Below are 19,057 nucleotides of genomic sequence, written 5' to 3' on the forward strand. Positions count from 1 at the left end.
TCCTCCTTTATTTCAGATGTTCCGTGATCGTATCGATGTTATGTCTGAACATGCTGATGTACGTATCACCGCTGTCCCCTTCCTGGGCGAGCGAGTCGGAAAGCAGTGCTTCTCCTTCGCTTCCGACGACTTCCACGGCGCCCCCTCTGGAGTGGATGATTTCCTGGAGCCGTCTCATCTGATCCGGGTTTGTAGTGGTTTCCACAAATATGGCTTTGATGTCCCTGGACATGATGAGGTTGGCTGTTTCTTCTATCGTACTGTTAGAGACTTCGGAGTCGGTGGAGATGCCCTGGGGCGCATGGACCTCGAGATCGTAGTTCGATGCGAGATACCCGAAGGCATCATGCGGCGTGATGACCAGCCGGGATGAAGGTGGAATCTCCTCGATACGCTCCCTTACATAGGAATCAAGCGCATCCAGTTCTTCAAAGTAGGCATCCCTGTTCAGCAGAAAAGCCTCCGAGTGTTCGGGATATGCTGCCGCCAAGGTTTCATATACAGTGTTCGTGGCTGATTTATAGAGGTCGATATCGAACCAGAAATGGGGGTCCGCCTCTCCTTCGCCTTCGAACATCAGATTATCATTATTGAAGTCTTGTGTGACGGATACACCCTCTTCGAGCACATCGACCATACGGCCTTCGAAGTTCAGCCCCTGATAGAGCAGCGTATCGGCTTCAAGAATCAGCTTCAGGTCACTGGCTTTCGGCTGATAGATATGGGGGTCTTCCCCTGCAGGGATGACCAGTGAGGTGTCGAATGCATCGACGTCTTCGCTGATGACTTGGACCATATCGTATATGAAGGTGGTCGTCACTACTACGTCAGGGCGGTCATCCTCGCTGCTTTCTGCGTCACTGCACCCCATGACCAGCATCAAGGATACAGCTAAGATGAAGAGTGAATGGATTTTCTTCATGGTATACCTCCTGCCTGTTTTTATTTAGGTTACCCTAAACTAATGATTTAGTCAAACCTAAAAAGAGCCGGATCAAGAGGTTCGGCTCGTTAAAATCTGATATATTTCATTTAGTTGTTTAATTTCGTAGTGAGGGGAAAAAGAAAAGGGGTTGGATTTACCAAACGGATTGTACCAGCATGTATCGATATTGCTGTTATATCCCCCTTTTATATCCGAAGTGAGGGAATCACCGATGATTAATGCTCTTTTTCTGTCGAAATGCTCGATGCGGGCGGCAACGTAGTCGAAAAACGCCCTCATCGGCTTCTGGTATCCGGTGTCCTCGCTGATGAAGACACCGGAAAAATAGGGCAGCAGGCCGGAGTGCTGCAGGCGTTTCTGCTGTGTCTCTTTGACACCATTCGTAATGATGAATAGGCGGTGTGTTCGGGAAAGTTCTTCCACGACTTCAAGCGCTCCATCAAAAAGATGATGTCCATGCTCTGCGATGGATTTCCTGTAGAGCAGATCCACATCGCTGCCGTCGACCTTTTTTCCGAGTGCCTCAAAAAATCGTTCATGTCTCAAGGAGAGCACTTCATTTTTCGAAAGCTCGTTCTGTTCAAGCATTTCCCAATGTGCCTTATTGATTTCCCTGTATAGTTGAAAAGATTCTGGCGTGGCCTCCATATCGAAATGGGCCATTACATTTTCAAGTGCAGTCTGCTCGGCTCTGCCGAAATCAAGCAGCGTATCATCCAGGTCAAAAAGCAATGTGTGATATTGGTCCAACTGTCATTCCTCCCGTAGGGGACGTGTTCATCATCCCATCATAAGATTATTTAATCATAAGTATATATGCTATAATGGAATAATAAAATGCAAACGTTTGCATAACAGAGGAGGGCCCTTTATGGAAAACCGTTCGAGTGGATTGCTGCTGCATGTATCATCATTACCCGGGAAATATGGCATAGGCGACTTTGGTGAGCATGCCTATCGTTTCGTGGACTTCCTGTCCGCAACAGGAACGAAGTACTGGCAGATACTGCCGCTTGGCATTACGAGCTTTGGGGATTCGCCCTACCAGAGTTTCTCCGCTTTTGCCGGCAACCCGTATTTCATCGATTTCGACCGGCTGGTGGAAGCGCGCTGGCTGAAACAATCGGAAATCATCCGTACAGACCTTGGAGAAGATGAAGAATGTGTGGATTATGCAAAATTATATGAAGGAAAAATGGCATTGCTCGATAAGGCATTCCAGCGGGCCTATCCTGAAATTGAAGAGGAGCTGGACCGATTCGCAGCTGAACATGAGGACTGGCTGCCCGACTTTGCCTCTTTCATGGCCATCAAAAAGGCGCATGGGAATGTGGCGTGGACAGAATGGCCGGCACCCTACCGCCTCCGTGATGGGAAGGTGCTGGATGATTTCCACGGAAAGAACAGAAAAAGCATACACTTCTGGATCTTCACCCAGTATCTTTTCTTCGAACATTGGGGTGACCTCAAGCATTATGCCAATCAGAAGGGCATAAGGATTATAGGGGACATTCCAATCTATGTTGCTGCAGACAGCGCAGATGTCTGGTCACGGCCTGACCTCTACAAGCTGAAGGATAATCTGGAACCGAGTGTAGTCGCCGGAGTACCCCCTGATATGATGAGCGATACCGGACAGCTCTGGGGCAATCCGATCTATGATTGGAAACGGATGGAGAAGGAAGGCTACCAGTGGTGGATCCGCCGGGTGGAAGAGAGCTTCCGACTGTATGATGCCGTCCGCATCGACCACTTCCGGGGATTCGAAGCCTATTGGGAAGTGCCGGCTGAGGACGAGACCGCTGAAAATGGCGAGTGGGTAAAGGGTCCTGGCATGTCCCTTTTCAAAGCCATCAGGGAACAGCTTGGTGAGAAGGAAATCCTTGCTGAAGATCTCGGCTTCCTGACCCAGGAAGTGTATGATCTGATAGACGAGACCGGCTATCCGGGCATGAAGGTACTCCAGTTCGGGTTCGGTGGGGAAGAGGGATACCTTCCCCACAACTACACCAGGCATACGATCGCCTATACCGGCAACCATGATACCCAGACGATGCAGGGATGGCTTGATAGTGCAGACGACGAAGCCGTCGAAGCCGCCCGGGACTATCTGAACCTGACCGAAGAGGAAGGTTATGTCAATGGACTGATTCGGGGCGTCTTTGCCTCCACGTCCAATATGGCCATCATCCCTGTTCAGGATCTGCTTGGACTCGATGATTCAGCACGCTTCAACGTGCCATCAACCATTGGCGGCAACTGGGAATGGCGACTGACGCAGGATGACTTGCAGAAGAAACACAAGGAACATCTAAAAAAACTAAATGAACGATACGGGAGGTCACTATGACATCACTACAACTCAAGGATAGGATTGAAGGCAAAGCCTATGAAAGTCACGGGGAATCATTTTACGAACTGAACGAAAAAGAACAATTCAATGTGGTCGGCAATGCTGTCATGGAGTATCTTGTGCCTGAATGGATTGAATCAAAGAGTAAATTCAGAAAAAAGAAGCAGGCCTATTACCTGTCTGCTGAATTCCTGATGGGACGGGCGCTGAGCAACAATCTCGTAAACCTGGGCATAGACGGGGAAGTCAAACGGACTCTGGAGGAGATGGGGGTCGACTATAATGCATTGGAAGATGCTGAAGACGATGCAGGACTCGGAAACGGAGGACTCGGCCGTCTGGCGGCATGTTTCCTCGATTCCGGCGCCACACTCGACTATCCGCTTTCCGGCTATGGCATACTTTACCAGTATGGAATATTCAAACAGAACTTTGTAAATGGATTCCAGGTGGAGGAGGCGGACCCATGGCTCGAGCATGACAACCCATGGCTGATAAAGAACAGCAACGATACGGTAATCGTTGAATTCAGCGACAACGACAAGGTGGAAGCTGTGCCATACGACATGCCGATTGTAGGGTACGGAGGAGATACGATCAATACACTGCGGCTATGGAAGGCGGAAGCCATCCATAAGTTCGACTTCCAGGCCTTTGATGGAGGGAAATATATCGACTCCGTCAAGGCACAGAATGAAGCGGAGACGATTTCTCGCATCCTGTACCCGAACGATTCGACAAATGAAGGCAAAAAGCTGAGACTCAGACAGCAGTATTTCTTTACGTCGGCCTCGCTGCAGGACCTGATGAAAAATTATAAGTCGGAAGGCCACAAAAGTTTCGATGATTTTTCGAAATTGCATTCCATCCAACTGAATGATACCCATCCGGCACTCGCCATTCCGGAATTGATCCGCCTGCTTGAAAAAGAAGGTGTGGATTTCGAAAAAGCATTCGACATTACCCAAAAAACCATGGCGTATACAAACCATACACTGCTTGCAGAAGCACTGGAAGTATGGGACAAGGGGCTCTTCACATCCGTACTGCCGAACCTCTATCCTTATATCGAGGAGATCAATGCCCGCCTCGTGAGGGAGCTGAAGGAGTGGCAGGTCGACAAGGATAATTGGCACAACTTCCTCATCATACAGGGGAATTCCATCCACATGGCATTCATGTCGATTTATGCAACGCGTGCAGTGAACGGAGTGGCAGCCATCCATACCGAACTGCTCAAAACGGATGTCCTTAAATCCTGGCACGATATGTTCCCGGACCGCATCCTCAATAAAACGAACGGCATCACGCAAAGAAGGTGGCTGCTCCAGTCCAATCCGCAGCTGAGCGCAATGATTACGGATCTCCTTGGGTCGAATGAATGGGTGACTTCACTCGAACAGCTGAAGGGGCTCGAATCCATGCAGGATGACGAATCTGTGCTGGAACGGTTCATCGATATCAAGCGCGAAAAGAAACGGGAGCTTTCCGAGTATATCCAGTTTCACGAGGAAGTCGACATCGATCCCGATTCCATCTTCGACATTCAGATCAAGAGGCTTCATGAGTACAAGCGCCAGCTGATGATGGCATTCTACATTGCAGACCTGTACAACCGCATCAAAGCGGATCCCGAGGGGGAATGGACGAAACGGACATTCATCTTCGGTGCGAAAGCCGCACCCGGATACTATATGGCCAAGGCGATCATCAAGTATATCAATGAGCTGGCGGGCAGGGTGAACACCGATCCGGACGTGAACGGGATCATCAAGGTCGTTTTCGTTGAAAATTATGGTGTCTCCTATGCTGAAAGGCTGTTCCCGGCAGCGGATGTATCTGAACAGATCTCCCTTGCAGGCAAAGAGGCATCGGGGACAGGCAATATGAAGTTCATGCTGAATGGCGCAGTTACAGTAGGGACGATGGATGGTGCCAATGTTGAAATTGTCGAAGAGGCAGGGAAAGAGAACAACTACATCTTCGGCATGGAAGTGGAAGAAGTCGTGGAAAAACGGGGCGATTATGACCCTGTGGCAGCGATGAAGCGGACCGAAGGACTGGAACAGGTGGTGGAATCGCTTATCGACGGCACTTTCCACGATAATAACACTGGTATGTTCCAGGATCTGTACAACAGCCTGACCGGGGAAGACCAGTACTTCATATTGGAGGACTTTGAAAGCTACCGTCAGGCTCAGGACCAGATTGCCAGCGACTTCAAAGACCAGAAAGCTTTCTATAGAAAAGGCTTCATCAATATGGCCAATGCAGGTAAGTTCTCTTCCGACAGAACGCTTGAGGAGTATGCGACTGAGATTTGGCATGTAAGCAAACAGCAGTAGGAAAGAAGAATCAAAAAATAAGCCTGATCCTTTTTGGATCAGGCTTATTTCTATTCAGCGAGCAGGAAGCTTTCCTCATCCCGTGAATGGATTTCATCCACGATGATGATGGATACGGAATAGTCGATGAGTTTCTGGAAATCGACTTCGTCCTTCGCCAGCTCTTCCTTCATGCGTTCAATCATGATGCGCATCAGATCATGGTCACGTGTCAGATGCTGAACCTTATCATGGAGATCGGGGTTCTTGTTGACCGCCTCCTCGTATAGGCCATTATCTTCCTCTTCACTGTCTGCGTGTGTGAGTATACGCTGTTCGACATACTCGATGAACGACTGCATTTCTTCAGCGAGTTCTTTGTGTTCCAGTTTGTTCAGTAGAGTTTTCATATCAGCGACGTGGTCTTCTGCACCTCCCAGGCTTGCGTCATGAATCGCTTTATGTGCGTGCAGCTGTCTGAGTGCCGGTCCTGCCATAAAATCACTTCCTTACCGATTATTTTCTATTGATCCTTCGGTGTGGGGTTGGTCGCCCACATCTGACTTGTCTTGATGAAGGTTCTCGGATTCAGTTTGAGCTGGCTGACGATGATGTCCGCCATATCTTCTGCATGGGTCATCGTCTCTTCCTTCAGTCCCGTCTCCCCAATCAGATCGGTGAGTACGGCGGATGGAGTCAGGTAGGAGACCCGGATGTTGTGCTGGCGCATTTCCTGCATGACACCTTCAGTCATGCCGATGACAGCGAATTTTGTCGCGGAATAGAGTGAGCTGCCTTTTGTTCCCTTAAGTCCGGACATGGAGGATATGTTGATGACATCCCCTTGGCCCTGCTGTTTCATCATCGGAAGAATGCCATGCATCATATGATAGATGCCGAATACATTGACGTCCATCATTTTGCGCAGATCCTCTTCAGAGCTTTCCAGGAAAGATGTATGGTTCATGATGCCTGCATTGTTGATCAGAATATCGATGCGTTCGAATGCATCGTTGACTTCGCCCAGCATGCGGTCGACATCTTCCTTGTTTGAAACATCCCCGTTCAGGGCAACGACCTGGACTCCATGGTTCTGGAGCTCGCCGACAGCGTCTTTCAACGTATCCGGGTTACGTCCTATTACTGCAACATTGACGCCTTCCTCAGCAAGTGCATGGGCGGTGGCAAGGCCGATGCCTCGTGTGCCCCCTGTAATTACAGCATATTTTCCTTTGATTTCCTGCATAGATGGATTCTCCTTATCAACAGTTTTATAATTCCATTGTATCAAAGACATGGGGTGCAGGCACTGATGAGGCTTTTCATGTGGTAAAATCACTGTATAATGAAAGAAAAGGCTTACATGACAAGGATAATAGGAGGCATCAGTATGAAGCAGTGGTTGGATGAGGCACGTCATAGGGATGAGCGGGACACGCTTGCAGCTTACAAGGAGGAATTCTATTTAGGGGACGCTGTATACTATATGGATGGAAATTCGCTCGGTCTGATGAGCAGGCGTGCGGAACAGAGTATGCTTGATGTGATGGAAGACTGGAAGCATCATGGAATCGATGGGTGGACCAATGGGGAACGCCCTTGGTTCTACATGAGCGAGAAACTCGGAGGGATGATGGCGGAACTTGTGGGGGCGGATAGCCATGAGGTGCTGGCGACGAGTTCCACGACGATGAATATCCACCAGACCATCCGGACGCTCTACCACCCGACGGATGAACGCCACAGGATACTGGTCGATGATCTGAATTTTCCATCGGACATCTACGCGGTGCAGTCCATACTTGAAGACCATGGGTATGGCGATGGCATGGTGAAGGTGCCTTCTGAAGACGGTCATCTGCTGTCCACCGACCGGATCATTGATATGATGGACGAGAGTATTGCACTGGTATTGCTGCCGTCGGTTCTATATCGCAGTGGACAGGTGTTGGAAATGGAGAAGATTACACAAAGGGCACATGAAAAAGGAATCATCATCGGATTCGACCTCTGCCATTCCATCGGCTCCGTTCCGCACCAGCTGAAGGAGTGGGGTGTGGATTTCGCTGTATGGTGTACATATAAGCATCTGAATGGCGGACCGGGATCCGTGGCCGGCCTGTATGTGAATGAGAAGCACCACCATCATCCGGTAAGCCTGAAGGGATGGTTCGGCAACAACAAGGAGACCCAGTTCGACATGAGACACACTTTCGATCAGGCATCAGACATCAGCCAATACCAGGTAGGCACGCCCCATATATTTTCCATGGCGCCGCTTCTGGGGGCACTGGAAATGTTTACGGAAGCGGGCATCGGAAATATACGGCGCAAGTCGCTTGAACTGACGGGTTTCATGATCGAGATGATCGAAGATGTACTCCGTGACCATGACATCGACATCGTCACGCCAAGGAGTCATGACGCCCGGGGCGGACACATACTGATTGGCCACCTGAAAGCTGCCGGCATCAATGCCGCATTGAAGTCGAAGGGCGTCATCCCTGATTTTCGGGCACCAAGTTATGTCAGGATTGCGCCTGTTGCATTATACAATTCATTCGAAGACGTCCATCATACCGTAATGATCCTGAAGGAGATCATGGATGACCGGCTGTACGAACAATTTGATAATAAACGGGGAGTGATTGCATGATGTGGCAGGACATTACACAGGCGCTCGATGACAGAATCGCCCATTGGCCCGAGGATACGCCGTTCAGCTACGCGCGCACGGTGACGAAGGCGGAGAGCGGGTCAGTCAATATAGGGAAGATCGAGACGAGTACCCACATCGGCACCCATATCGACGCGCCATTCCATTTTGATGATGCAGGCGCAACGGTGGATGTGCTCGATATCAACCGATACATCGGCGAGGCGACGGTGATTGGAGTGGATGCCGGGACGACCATTACATTGGAGGACATCGAACCCTACAGGATTGAAGGGACCACGCTGCTGATCAGGACGAAGAACAGGACAGAACGCACAGTGTTTCCCAAATCCATTCCGGTGCTTGAGAAGCGGGCGGTCGAGTACATGGCTTCCTGCGGTATCAAGCTCTTTGGCATCGATGTCACTTCGGTTGATGCCATCGATTCGAAGACGCTCGACATCCACCATCTGCTGTATGAACGGGATATCATGATTCTGGAGAATGCAGTCTTGGATGATGTAGAACCGGGCTACTATGACTTTGTGGCACTGCCATTGAAGATACAGGGCGCCGATGGATCACCTGTACGTGCAGCACTGCGGTATAGAGGAGGGTTCGGTGATGAGTGACTATCAGGACCATACAATCAGTGGAGAAGATGTAAAGACGGATTTCCTGAAGGATATGACATACAGCGAATATCTGAGCCTCGATCGCATTCTATTCTCACAGAATACGATGACTGAGCAGCATGACGAGACGCTTTTCATCATCATCCATCAGGTATCGGAACTATGGATGAAGCTGATCATCCATGAAATTAACTCCGCAATATCGGATATCCAGGACGACGACTTCAGGATGGCATTCAAAAAGCTGGCACGGGTGACGAACATCCAGAGGCAGATCATTTCAGCGTGGGATGTCCTCTCCACCATGACGCCGAGCGACTACCTGAAATTCCGCGACAGCCTCGGCAACGCATCAGGTTTCCAGTCGTACCAGAACCGCATGATGGAGTTCAGTCTCGGCTATAAGACGACACACGCCCTGAAGATATATGAGAAGGATTCAATCGTCCATGATATGCTGAAGGCACAGCTCAACAAGCCGAGCATCTATGATGAGGCCATCAAGGCTGTCGCCAGGGCCGGATTCGTGATAGACGAGGAAGTGCTTGAGCGTGATGTGACGGAGTCATATGTGCCGAATGCCTCGGTCAAAGAGGCGTTCAAGCAGATATATCTGAACACCGATGAATACTTTGAGCTTTATGAGATGCTGGAGAAACTCGTGGATGTGGAGGATCTGTACAGCCAATGGCGGTTCAGGCATATGAAGACGGTCGAACGCATCATCGGATTCAGAAAGGGCACAGGAGGCAGCTCCGGTGTAAACTACCTGAAGCGTGTGATTGATAACTATTTTTTCAAGGAACTCTGGGAACTAAGATCAGAACTATAGGAGGGATGATGGTATGCGGGACTACGGGCAGACCAATATTTTCGATGATGTGATAAAGGAGGATGAAACTTTTGTCATTGTCGTCCAGGAGGTGACCGAGTACAACGGCCAGCTTCAGAAGCGTGTACTCAGGGAGTATCCGAGCCTGAAGATGGAGGGGATGAAGAATCTGTTCAGTCACCTGAAGGATGTCTACCTGGATGAATCTTTCTCCGAACGGGGAAAATATTTCGATATTACCGTCTATACGAATGAGGACTACGCAGGGGATAACATATATGCCCATACAAAAAGATATCGGAACAGCAAGGAATGGACGACAACTTCCAAATGATGCGTCACCCCGATACCCCGGGGTGATTTTTTAATATAGAAAAACATAGAAATCTGAATATTGTATTTATTGTAAGCGATTTTGTGTTACAATAATCAGTAAGTAAAGAAGATATTTACAAAGGGGAGTAGGGTATGAAAAAATTCTCATGGTTACTGGTACTGATGCTTACGTTGTCCTTCGTTCTTGCAGCATGTGGCGGAGACAGTGGTGGAGATGGCGGAGAGGAAACGACTGAAGACGAAACGACTGAGGAAGGCGAGTCCACCGGCGACGGTGCTTCCGGAGAAGATTGGGTTGAGAACATCACTTTACTGACTGGTGGCGAAGCAGGGGTATACTTCCCACTGGGTGTAGCAATGGCGGACATTATTGATTCCGAATTGGAAGATGTTTCTGCAACTGGTGTATCTTCCGGTGCTTCCGTATCCAACGCGGAACAGCTCAACAACGGTGAAGCCCAGCTTGCACTCGTGCAGAACGACATCGCCTATTATGGTGCAGAAGGTACGAACATGTTTGAAGAACCGCTTGAAAACTATAGTGGTGTGTTCACCATCTATCCGGAAACAATCCAACTGGTGACACTGGCGGATAGCGGTATCGAATCCGTGTCCGATCTAGAAGGCAGACGTGTTGCGATCGGTGATGTCGGCTCCGGCACAGAAGCAAATGCCACACAAATTCTTGAAGCACACGGCCTAAGCGAAGGCGATATCGACGCCCAGTATCTGGATTTTGCAGACGCTTCAACAAACCTGCAGGATGGCAACGTCGATGCAGCGTTTGTAACAGCGGGTACACCAACAGGTGCGATTCAGGAACTTAGTGCAAGTGCCGATGTTCAGATTGTTAGCTTCGACCAGGAAGCAATTGATGCTTTGATGGACGAATACAACTACTATACACAGGAAGAGATTCCTGCTGATGCGTATGAAAACTTCGATAGCACAGCAACAACTGTAGCAGTACAGGCGATGCTCATTGCATCAAATGATATCCCTGAAGACCAGATGTATGAAATGACAAAAGCAATCTTTGAAAACCTGGATGATATGGCCAATGCCCATGTACGTGGCGAAGAGTTGACTCTCGATACCGCGGAAGATGGCATGTCCATCGACCTTCACCCTGGTGTGCAAAGATATTATGACGAGCAATAGATAATGGTTGAAAGGTATAGTAAAAAGACATTGCAACGGCGCAATGTCTTTTTATCCCTTGTGGGACTTTTTGTTATCAGTGCTGCAGTCTTATTGTACATACTGCGTCCGGAATATATAGTGATTTCCGATATGGAGACAGATGAAGTGCTGTATTCCACAGCCGTAGAAGAAGGTGAACGGTTCTCCGTGACCTACATACATTCAGTGGAGCGTTCCCCGGTGACAGAAGTGTTTGAAGTGAGGGATACTGCAATCTATACGATGGAAAGTCATACAGAATCCTTTGGGGCGGGGATGCCCTACGAGGGTGAGGAAGTTGAGATGAAAGATGGGAAATTCGTCATTAAAAATATCAATCGGCGTGTGCACGGCGGAACGCTCAGGGTGAGGCCATCCGCAGTATTTCCCCATCATATTCGAATTGGTGAGGATGATATCACCATCTCGGATGCGCCGTATAAGGGAAGGAATCTGGAAATTGAAGTAATACGGACTTACTTTAGGAGGTGAAGATATTGGAAGATAAAGATCAAAAAAAACTAATACAGGAACTGGAGGGCAGTGACCGGAATTTGGGGAAGAAGGCGGCGATAATGGTGAGCACAATAGCCGTTGCCCTTGCCATGTTCCACCTGTATGTTGCAGGCTTTGGTCTGCCGGGAATCGGTTCACGCACCTTTTTGATTGTCCACTTGATGCTTGGCATGGTATTGGTATTTCTTATTTTTCCAATCAAGAAAGGGCTTAATCAGCGTACTATCCCATTGTACGATCTGATGTTTGCCATCATCTCTTTTGGCATGGGTGTCTACTTGATACAACGCCAGGATGCCCCGGAGATCATGTCTGCCAGACCGACAGAAATCGATCTGATTATCGGGACCCTGTTCATACTGTTTGTCATTGAAGCCACGAGGCGTGTAGTCGGCTTGCCATTGGTCATCATTGCAACGATATTCATAGGATACTTTTTTCTCGGCGAATTCATGCCAGGAGATTTTTATCACAACCGCGGTGATTTTTCCCGTTTTGTCTATGAAATTGTCTATAGAAGCAATGGGATATTCGGGACACCAATATATGCATCTGCCCAATTCGTTTTCATCTTCATTCTATTTGGAGCCATATTGGAATCGACCGGAGCCGGGAAGATGTTCATCGATCTGGCAATACGTGGCTTTGGCAAGTTTAAGGGCGGTCCTGCCAAAGCGAGCGTTGTGGCCAGCGGCATGATGGGAAGCATCTCCGGCAGTTCAACTGCAAATGCAGTGACGACGGGAACATTTACCATTCCCCTGATGAAAAAAGTGGGCTTTCCACCGCATGTTGCGGGTGGTGTCGAAGTTGCCGCCTCCTCCAGCGGGCAGTTCCTGCCGCCGGTCATGGGTGCTGCGGCATTCATTATGGTGGAATTTACGGGCATTCCCTACTACGAAATCATCAAAAGTGCATTCATCCCTGCGCTGCTTGCATATGTAGGCATACTATTCATGGTGCATTTCGAAGCGAGCAAGCATGGGATTGCCGGTATGGAACGCTCTGAAATGACTTCTGCACGGAAACTGATCATGACCCAGGGGTACATGCTGGTACCGATATTGATACTGCTCTACTACCTCGTGATTGAACGGGCGTCAGTCAATGCGTCTGCCTTCTATTCGATTATAGCAATGATCATCATTGCACTCTTCACCTACCGCTTCAAAGAGCGTTTGGGACGGACGATACTCTATGCGGCGATACTGCTTGCCCTTACATTCGCCATGCAGTACCTGATTGGCTACCTCAACCAGGGACTGGTGGCGCTGAATGATGTATTCGGCACAAGGGTCTTCAACAATCAGACAATCCGTTGGAGGGACTCGATCTTCACCATGATCCTCGGTGGTGTGATTGTCGCCCTTCTGTTCGGTCTGTTCCAGCGTTTGATGAAACAGGATAAGGTGAAGTCGGAATATGGCTTCAAAGAATTGCTGGAAGGTTTTGATACTGCATCAAGGAATGCACTCAGCATCATCGTCGCATGTGCGACGGCAGGCATACTGATCGGAGTCATCACAACCAGCGGCCTGTCGACGAAATTTACGCGCATCGTCATCGAATTTTCCGATACGATTGAAGGTTGGCTGCCGAACTTCATGATTACAGATAATACACAGATATACATTGCACTGGTGCTTACAGTGTTTGCATGTCTGCTGCTTGGACTGGGACTACCGACGACTGCGACCTATGTTGTGTTGGCGGCAGTCATCGCTCCGGTCCTTACCGACCTTGGGCTGCCGGTCATTGTGGCCCACCTGTTCGTACTCTACTATGGTGTTCTGGCTGATGATACGCCACCGATCAACCTGCCGGCATACGCGACGGCGGGTATAGCCAACGCGGGACCGATACGGACCGGCGTCCAGGGGTTCAAATATGATTCGGCTGCCCTGCTCCTGCCGTTCATGTTCGCAATCAACCCAACTATACTGCTGATTACTGATGCTACAGCCCTTGAAATGACATGGGCCGTCATCACTGCAGCAATCGGTATGGCGACATTCGCCTCGTTCATCCAGAACTACATGTTCACACGATACAATATTGTCGAACGGCTGGCCGCAGTGGCCACGGCCCTGCTGTTCATCCAGAGCGATCTGTTGACGGATGGCATTGCCGTCGGGCTTTTCATACTGCTGGTGCTTTTCCAACTCTATAAAAGAAGGAAAAACAAGCGCGCGGTACAGACGGCTTGATGGAAACGACCGGGGAACCAATTTCCCTGGTTATTTTTTGTTGTGGGCAATTACACAATATAATGAGAAAAGTTTGTCCCCTGATGCAAATATCTTTATAATAGGCATTGTATACTAGCGGTATACTGCGAATATTGTAAATAACACTTGAAGCGGAGGATTTTCAAATGAGAATTATAGTAGCAGGAGGGGACGGCTTCTGTGGATGGCCGACAGCCCTGTATCTTTCCGAGAAGGGCCATGATGTAACGATTGTGGACAACTTGGTAAGACGTGAAATCGATAACGAATTGCACTCCAATTCCGTGACACCAATCGCCTCTCTCCAGGAGCGAGTGGATAAGTGGAAAGAGCTCACCGGGAAAGAAATCAAAGTCTATGAAGGCGACCTCAATCATTATGACTTCCTGAGCCTTGTATTCAAAAATGAACGTCCAGAGGCATTTGTTCATTTTGCGGAGCAACGCTCGGCACCATACTCCATGATCGATCGTAAACATGCGGTATATACACAACAGAACAACGTACTCGGCAACCTCAACGTGCTGTATGCAATCAAGGAATTTGAACCGGATTGCCATCTGATCAAACTCGGTACGATGGGAGAATACGGTCAGCCGAACATAGATATTGAAGAAGGCTATATTGAAATTGAACATAAAGGAAGAAAAGATACCCTGCCATTCCCTAAACAACCGGGGTCTTTCTATCACCTTACAAAAGTACATGATACACATAACATCATGTTCGCGTGCAAAATCTGGGGGATTCGTGCAACGGACCTCAACCAGGGCATCGTGTATGGTCTGAACACGGAGGAGACGAAGAAGGACCCTGTCCTTGCGAACCGTCTGGACTATGATGGCGTATTCGGTACAGCACTCAACCGTTTCCTCATTCAGGCAGCAATCGGTCATGATATGACAGTATACGGTTCAGGGGGCCAGACACGTGCGTTCCTGAACATCAAAGACACGGTACGCTGTGTTGAAATTGCTGCGGAAAACCCTGCAGACCAGGGAGAGTTCAGGGTGTTCAACCAGTTCACTGAATCATTCTCCGTGCAGGAGCTTGCCGAAAAAACGAAGCAGGCAGCGAAAGATCTTGATATCGAAGCATCCATCAAGAACATAGAGAATCCACGTGTTGAAAATGAAGATCACTACTATAATGCGGTCAATACAAACCTGATCGATCTGGGGCTTGAGCCGTACCTGCTCACACAGGATGTACTCAAGGAAATCCTGCAGGAAGCACTTGAGCATAAGGACCGTATCATTGTAGACAATGTCCTTCCGAAAGTGACTTGGAAGTAAGGAGGGGTAGAGCCGTATGAAGATAGCGATTGTCACAGAAACATTTCTGCCATCGACGGATGGCATCGTGACGAGATTGACAAAAGCGATAGACTACTTTATACGGGAAGGCCACGAAGTTCTGGTCATTGCCCCAGATCTTGGTGTATATGACTATAAGGGTGCGAAAGTGGTCGGCGTAAAGCCGATCACTTTCCCTTTTTACAGGTATCGTAAATGGGGGGTCCCTTCCCGGAAAGTGTATCATGAACTGAAGAAATTCCAGCCGGATGTAGTGCATGCAGTAAATCCGATACTTCTTGCAACAAGCGCAGTCAAGGCCGCTCAAAAATTGGACCTGCCTCTGGTCTCCTCCTATCACACGCATCTGCCGAAGTATCTGGACTACTATAAGATCTATAAACCGGCCAAGCCGCTCCTCTGGTGGTACATCAAACGCAACCATAAGAATGCCGACCTCAATCTGGTAACATCAAAAGCCATTTATGATGAACTGGATGCACAGGGCATCGAACGGCTGGATATCATTCCGCGTGGCGTGGATGTCGTCCATCGGCATCCCGACTACAGGGATGAAGAGATGAGAGAGCGGCTGACAGGAGGGAAGCCGTCCAATAAACTGCTGGTATTCATCGGCAGGATAGCAGTCGAGAAGGAAATCCACAAGCTGCTGCCCCTATTGGAAAAGCGTCCTGACGTAAGCCTTGCAATCATCGGTGATGGGCCGGCCCGTGCAGACATCGAGAAACGGTTCAAAGGAACCAATACAGTGTTTACCGGCTTTATCCACGGTGAAGAGTTATCCAAGGCCTTTGCCACCGGAGATGCCTTCATCTTCCCTTCAGTTTCGGAAACATTGGGACTGGTCATTCTCGAATCGATGGCTTCCGGGCTGCCGGTGATTGGTGCCAAGAGCGGGCCGACGAATGAACAGGTGGCGCATGGTGTGAATGGCATGCTCTATGAAAATGAAGATCTCGACAGTATGATGGAAGCAGTATCCGTGCTAGAAGATGAAGAAAAACTCGAGACGATGAGAAGAAATGCCAGAAACGAAGCATTGGACTATGCCTGGGATAAAACATCCCAGCGCCTGATCGACTTTTATATGGAGGCACGGGACAGGCACTCGGTCGGCAATAGAAATATGTAAGGGAAAGGAAGATGGTTATGCGGATGGTAGATGTCATCGCCAAAAAGCGTGACGGGGGAGAATTATCGAAGGAAGAAATCGAACATTTCATTAACGGCTATACGGATGGAGATATTCCGGACTATCAGGTGTCCAGTCTGCTCATGTCGATCTTCTTCAATGATATGACCCAGGAAGAGCGGGCAAACTTGACGATGGCCATGGTGAAATCGGGAGATGAGATTGACCTTTCAGCAATAGAAGGTGTGAAGGTCGACAAGCACTCGACGGGTGGTGTCGGAGACACGACGACGCTCGTACTTGCACCACTCGTTGCAGCTCTGGACGTGCCTGTTGCGAAGATGAGCGGCCGCGGACTTGGCCACACGGGTGGAACAATCGACAAGCTGGAGGCGGTCGAAGGCTTCCATGTCGAAATCACCGAGCAGGAATTCACGGACATCGTCAACCGTGACAAGGTGGCAGTCATCGGGCAATCCGGCAATCTGACACCAGCGGACAAAAAGCTTTATGCACTTAGGGACGTTACAGCAACAGTCAACTCCATTCCGCTGATTGCAAGTTCCATCATGAGCAAGAAGATTGCCGCCGGTGCGGATGCCATTGTCCTCGACGTCAAAACAGGCGATGGGGCATTCATGAAGGACGAAGAGGATGCAGTCGAACTAGCACGTGCAATGGTTTCCATCGGAAATAATGTCGGACGCAATACGATGGCCATCATTTCAAGCATGTCGGAACCGCTCGGCTATGCCATCGGCAATGCGTTGGAAGTAAAAGAGGCCATCGATACGCTCAAGGGTGAAGGTCCGGAGGACCTCACTGCCCTCTGTCTTGAACTCGGAGCACAGATGGCGGTGCTCGGCGGTGCTGCAGAATCCCTCGATGAAGCAAAGGACAAACTGCGTGCAGTCATCGATAATGGCCAGGCACTCGAGAAATTCAAAGTGTTCCTTGCGAACCAGGGCGGTGACGCATCAGTCGTTGATGATGTCTCCAAATTGCCCCAGGCGAAATACCAGTTCGAGGTGAAGGCCGAGGACAGTGGTTTCGTTGAAGAAATTGCAGCCGAGGAAATCGGCATCGCTTCAGCCATGCTCGGTGCAGGACGTCAGACGAAAGAAGATGAAATCGATCTTGCGGTCGGTCTTGTACTGAAGAAGAAAGTCGGCGACCGTGTAGAGCAGGGCGATACGATTGCTGTCATCCATAGCAACTCCGAAGACATAAGGGAAGTTGAACGGAAAATCACTGATAACTATAAGATTGGTGAGAAGGAAAATAAAATCGAACTGATCAAACAGGTCATTACAGAATAGAAAAAGGCTCCCTCGGGGGCTTTTTTCATGCATTTTCATTTATTTTTACAGTGTTACCGATTTGCATTATAATGAAAGAAAAGATTTGTGGAGGCCAAAGATGATAACGAACTGGATACCTCAATATGAACTGATGGAGAAAAGCTATCAGGAGAAGCTTGACAGGCAATATCAGGCGCTTGACACCGATGAGATCAAAGCGGTTTATGAAGATGTATACTTGAACCCGAAGAGTGTAGATATGGAGTCCATCAAAGAAGTGCCCTATGTGACTCCCGATGAACTGGAAGGGGATATGCTTGATGATGTTGCATATCAGGCTATGGCCGAGGGGCAGGTGGCTGTCCTTCTGATGGCAGGCGGCCAGGGCACGCGTCTCGAGCATCAGGGGCCAAAGGGGACATTTTCCTTTGAGGGACGTTCGCTTTTCGAACTCCAGGCGGCCCAGCTGAAGGCGTTTGAAGAAAAGGTGAAGACGCCGCTGCAGTGGTATATCATGACGAGTGATGTCAACCATCAGGAGACGCTCGAATTTTTCGAGGCGCACCATCACTTTGGGCTGGAGCCCGGAAATATTCATTTTTTCAAGCAGGAGCACTTCCCGGCCCTGTCGAAAGAAGGGGAATTGCTGATCAGCGAAAGCAAGGACATCATGCTGACACCGAATGGCAATGGCGGAATATTTGGTGCACTGAAGCACAGCGGCATGCTGGAAGATATGAAATCCAGAGGCATCAGGCACGTGTTCATGAACAATGTCGATAATGTCGTAGTGAAAGTGGCCGACCCGCTGCTTATGGGTCTTCATATTCAAAATGGCAACGAAGTGACCTCGAAATCGATTGCACCAAAATCCGGGGAGAGTGTGGGGCGGCTGTGTCTCGTAAACGGTGAGAAAAGTGTGGTTGAATATACCGAACTTCCTGAAGGGCAGGGAGATGCTTTTAAAAATGGAAATATCGGCATCCATGTGTTCAGCATTGACTTCCTCGAGAAGGCGGCAGATGTCAAGATGCCTTATCATCTGGCCTTGAAGAAGCTGGAACATATGAACCGGACACTACAGGTCGTCAAAGAGGAAGCACTCAAGTTCGAAAAGTTCTATTTTGACGTTTTCCGATATGCAAAGACGCATATGACACTTCAGGTGGATCGCAAGGGGGAGTTCTCTCCACTTAAGAACAAGGTGGGTAAGGATAGTATCGAGACTGCCTACAAAGATCTTATGGATGAAGGCCTGATATGATGTTCATCCGCCAGAACGAACCTCCCAAAAATCTAT

General features: G+C 49.1%; 17 protein-coding genes. 13 read left to right on the forward strand and 4 right to left on the reverse strand.

The window, feature by feature from the left end:
- Positions 1-7 precede the first annotated feature (7 nt).
- Both BO53_RS0109475 and BO53_RS0109480 read right to left on the reverse strand, forming a co-directional pair.
- Positions 8-922 carry a metal ABC transporter solute-binding protein, Zn/Mn family gene (locus BO53_RS0109475; protein ID WP_031547613.1) on the reverse strand — a complete coding sequence of 305 codons (915 nt, stop codon included), beginning with the start codon at positions 920-922 and terminating at the stop codon, positions 8-10.
- 72 nt (positions 923-994) lie between these two features.
- Complete coding sequence (locus BO53_RS0109480; RefSeq protein ID WP_031547615.1) at positions 995-1,696, reverse strand: YjjG family noncanonical pyrimidine nucleotidase; 702 nt, start codon at positions 1,694-1,696, stop codon at positions 995-997.
- A 121-nt stretch (positions 1,697-1,817) separates the two neighbouring features.
- Between BO53_RS0109480 and malQ the strand changes: the two genes are divergently transcribed.
- Entirely contained in the window at positions 1,818-3,296 is a 1,479-nt protein-coding gene (gene malQ / locus BO53_RS0109485; RefSeq protein WP_031547617.1) for a 4-alpha-glucanotransferase, read from the forward strand.
- Positions 3,293-5,644, forward strand: a complete 2,352-nt coding sequence (locus BO53_RS0109490) for a glycogen/starch/alpha-glucan phosphorylase (protein WP_031547619.1) — start codon at positions 3,293-3,295, stop codon at positions 5,642-5,644. Before malQ ends, BO53_RS0109490 begins: the two co-directional genes overlap by 4 nt.
- A 50-nt stretch (positions 5,645-5,694) precedes the next feature.
- Here the strand turns inward: BO53_RS0109490 and BO53_RS0109495 are convergent, their stop codons facing one another.
- Both BO53_RS0109495 and BO53_RS0109500 read right to left on the reverse strand, forming a co-directional pair.
- The gene (locus BO53_RS0109495) at positions 5,695-6,120 is read right to left on the reverse strand and encodes a hypothetical protein (protein WP_031547621.1); all 426 of its coding nucleotides are present in this window, start codon (positions 6,118-6,120) and stop codon (positions 5,695-5,697) included.
- 26 nt (positions 6,121-6,146) lie between these two features.
- Positions 6,147-6,869: an SDR family NAD(P)-dependent oxidoreductase gene (locus BO53_RS0109500; RefSeq protein ID WP_031547623.1), complete on the reverse strand. Its 723-nt coding sequence runs from the start codon at positions 6,867-6,869 to the stop codon at positions 6,147-6,149.
- Positions 6,870-7,013: 144 nt separating this feature from the next.
- Between BO53_RS0109500 and kynU the strand changes: the two genes are divergently transcribed.
- The 11 genes from kynU to BO53_RS0109555 all read left to right on the forward strand — a co-directional run bounded on the left by kynU (position 7,014) and on the right by BO53_RS0109555 (position 19,021).
- Complete coding sequence (gene kynU / locus BO53_RS0109505; RefSeq protein WP_031547625.1) at positions 7,014-8,279, forward strand: kynureninase; 1,266 nt, start codon at positions 7,014-7,016, stop codon at positions 8,277-8,279.
- On the forward strand, positions 8,276-8,911 hold the full coding sequence (locus tag BO53_RS0109510) for a cyclase family protein (RefSeq protein ID WP_031547627.1): 636 nt from the start codon (positions 8,276-8,278) through the stop codon (positions 8,909-8,911). Before kynU ends, BO53_RS0109510 begins: the two co-directional genes overlap by 4 nt.
- On the forward strand, positions 8,904-9,746 hold the full coding sequence (locus BO53_RS0109515) for a tryptophan 2,3-dioxygenase (RefSeq protein WP_031547629.1): 843 nt from the start codon (positions 8,904-8,906) through the stop codon (positions 9,744-9,746). Before BO53_RS0109510 ends, BO53_RS0109515 begins: the two co-directional genes overlap by 8 nt.
- A gap of 13 nt (positions 9,747-9,759) precedes the next feature.
- On the forward strand, positions 9,760-10,080 hold the full coding sequence (locus BO53_RS0109520) for a hypothetical protein (protein WP_031547632.1): 321 nt from the start codon (positions 9,760-9,762) through the stop codon (positions 10,078-10,080).
- 134 nt (positions 10,081-10,214) lie between these two features.
- The gene (locus BO53_RS0109525; protein WP_031547634.1) at positions 10,215-11,243 is read left to right on the forward strand and encodes a TAXI family TRAP transporter solute-binding subunit; all 1,029 of its coding nucleotides are present in this window, start codon (positions 10,215-10,217) and stop codon (positions 11,241-11,243) included.
- A gap of 132 nt (positions 11,244-11,375) precedes the next feature.
- Positions 11,376-11,756, forward strand: coding sequence for a DUF1850 domain-containing protein (locus BO53_RS0109530; protein WP_245608228.1), 381 nt, complete (start codon positions 11,376-11,378; stop codon positions 11,754-11,756).
- Positions 11,753-13,987 (forward strand): TRAP transporter permease, encoded by a 2,235-nt coding sequence (locus BO53_RS0109535; RefSeq protein WP_245608229.1) that lies wholly within the window; start codon positions 11,753-11,755, stop codon positions 13,985-13,987. The genes BO53_RS0109530 and BO53_RS0109535 overlap by 4 nt, the downstream gene beginning before the upstream one ends.
- A gap of 167 nt (positions 13,988-14,154) precedes the next feature.
- Positions 14,155-15,303, forward strand: a complete 1,149-nt coding sequence (locus tag BO53_RS0109540) for an NAD-dependent epimerase/dehydratase family protein (protein WP_031547640.1) — start codon at positions 14,155-14,157, stop codon at positions 15,301-15,303.
- 16 nt (positions 15,304-15,319) lie between these two features.
- On the forward strand, positions 15,320-16,456 hold the full coding sequence (locus BO53_RS0109545) for a glycosyltransferase family 4 protein (protein ID WP_031547642.1): 1,137 nt from the start codon (positions 15,320-15,322) through the stop codon (positions 16,454-16,456).
- Between the two features lie 17 nt (positions 16,457-16,473).
- On the forward strand, positions 16,474-17,775 hold the full coding sequence (locus BO53_RS0109550; RefSeq protein WP_031547644.1) for a pyrimidine-nucleoside phosphorylase: 1,302 nt from the start codon (positions 16,474-16,476) through the stop codon (positions 17,773-17,775).
- A gap of 100 nt (positions 17,776-17,875) precedes the next feature.
- The gene (locus BO53_RS0109555; protein ID WP_031547646.1) at positions 17,876-19,021 is read left to right on the forward strand and encodes a UTP--glucose-1-phosphate uridylyltransferase; all 1,146 of its coding nucleotides are present in this window, start codon (positions 17,876-17,878) and stop codon (positions 19,019-19,021) included.
- The last annotated feature ends 36 nt before the right edge of the window (positions 19,022-19,057 follow it).

Source organism: Salinicoccus luteus DSM 17002, assembly GCF_000712035.1.
GTDB classification, from domain to species: Bacteria; Bacillota; Bacilli; order Staphylococcales; family Salinicoccaceae; genus Salinicoccus; species Salinicoccus luteus.

Excerpts from the sequence above, each read along its gene's own strand:
- BO53_RS0109520 (WP_031547632.1), top strand. The coding sequence starts at position 9,760 with ATGCGGGACTACGGGCAGACCAATATTTTCGATGATGTGATAAAGGAG.
- BO53_RS0109510 (WP_031547627.1), top strand. The coding sequence starts at position 8,276 with ATGATGTGGCAGGACATTACACAGGCGCTCGATGACAGAATCGCCCAT.
- BO53_RS0109540 (WP_031547640.1), top strand. The coding sequence starts at position 14,155 with ATGAGAATTATAGTAGCAGGAGGGGACGGCTTCTGTGGATGGCCGACA.
- BO53_RS0109555 (WP_031547646.1), top strand. The coding sequence starts at position 17,876 with ATGATAACGAACTGGATACCTCAATATGAACTGATGGAGAAAAGCTAT.
- BO53_RS0109500 (WP_031547623.1), bottom strand. The coding sequence starts at position 6,869 with ATGCAGGAAATCAAAGGAAAATATGCTGTAATTACAGGGGGCACACGA.
- kynU (WP_031547625.1), top strand. The coding sequence starts at position 7,014 with ATGAAGCAGTGGTTGGATGAGGCACGTCATAGGGATGAGCGGGACACG.
- BO53_RS0109515 (WP_031547629.1), top strand. The coding sequence starts at position 8,904 with ATGAGTGACTATCAGGACCATACAATCAGTGGAGAAGATGTAAAGACG.
- BO53_RS0109550 (WP_031547644.1), top strand. The coding sequence starts at position 16,474 with ATGCGGATGGTAGATGTCATCGCCAAAAAGCGTGACGGGGGAGAATTA.
- BO53_RS0109495 (WP_031547621.1), bottom strand. The coding sequence starts at position 6,120 with ATGGCAGGACCGGCACTCAGACAGCTGCACGCACATAAAGCGATTCAT.
- BO53_RS0109490 (WP_031547619.1), top strand. The coding sequence starts at position 3,293 with ATGACATCACTACAACTCAAGGATAGGATTGAAGGCAAAGCCTATGAA.
- malQ (WP_031547617.1), top strand. The coding sequence starts at position 1,818 with ATGGAAAACCGTTCGAGTGGATTGCTGCTGCATGTATCATCATTACCC.
- BO53_RS0109545 (WP_031547642.1), top strand. The coding sequence starts at position 15,320 with ATGAAGATAGCGATTGTCACAGAAACATTTCTGCCATCGACGGATGGC.
- BO53_RS0109475 (WP_031547613.1), bottom strand. The coding sequence starts at position 922 with ATGAAGAAAATCCATTCACTCTTCATCTTAGCTGTATCCTTGATGCTG.
- BO53_RS0109530 (WP_245608228.1), top strand. The coding sequence starts at position 11,376 with ATGGAGACAGATGAAGTGCTGTATTCCACAGCCGTAGAAGAAGGTGAA.
- BO53_RS0109525 (WP_031547634.1), top strand. The coding sequence starts at position 10,215 with ATGAAAAAATTCTCATGGTTACTGGTACTGATGCTTACGTTGTCCTTC.